Source organism: Snodgrassella sp. B3800, assembly GCF_026535865.1.
Lineage (GTDB): Bacteria > Pseudomonadota > Gammaproteobacteria > Burkholderiales > Neisseriaceae > Snodgrassella > Snodgrassella alvi_E.
The window spans coordinates 1-650 of record NZ_JAFNPH010000021.1; the positions used below are offsets into that span (position 1 = coordinate 1).

At 47.2% G+C, this 650-nt stretch carries 1 protein-coding gene; it reads right to left on the bottom strand.

What is annotated here, in order from left to right:
* The coding region (locus J3U64_RS09930) for an EF-Tu/IF-2/RF-3 family GTPase (RefSeq protein WP_267409120.1) at window positions 1-650 on the bottom strand (650 nt) is incomplete at both ends.

The window sequence follows — 650 nt, forward strand, 5'->3', positions numbered from 1 at the left end:
TCGATGGTCACATTTTCACCCGGCATTACCATTTCTACACCTTCAGCCAGACTTACTGCGCCTGTTACGTCAGTGGTACGGAAATAGAATTGCGGACGGTAGTTTGCGAAGAATGGGGTATGACGTCCACCTTCTTCTTTGCTCAATACGTATACTTCAGCTTTAAATTTGGTGTGCGGGGTGATGCTGCCCGGTTTTGCCAGTACTTGACCACGTTCTACTTCTTCACGTTTGGTACCACGCAACAATACACCTACGTTATCACCAGCCTGACCCTGATCCAGCAATTTGCGGAACATTTCCACACCGGTACAAGTAGTTTTCTGGGTGTCTTTCAGACCCACGATTTCAATTTCGTCACCTACGTTGATTACACCGCGTTCTACACGACCGGTAACCACAGTACCACGACCTGAAATTGAGAATACGTCTTCAATCGGCAACAGGAATGGTTTGTCTACGGCACGTTCCGGTGTCGGAATGTAGCTGTCTAATGCATCAGCCAAAGCCATAATAGAAGCTTCACCGATATCAGACTGGTCACCTTCCAATGCTTTCAGTGCAGAACCTTTAATCAATGGAACATCGTCGCCTGGGAATTCGTAGCTAGACAGCAGATCACGGATTTCCATTTCTACCAGTTCCAGCAA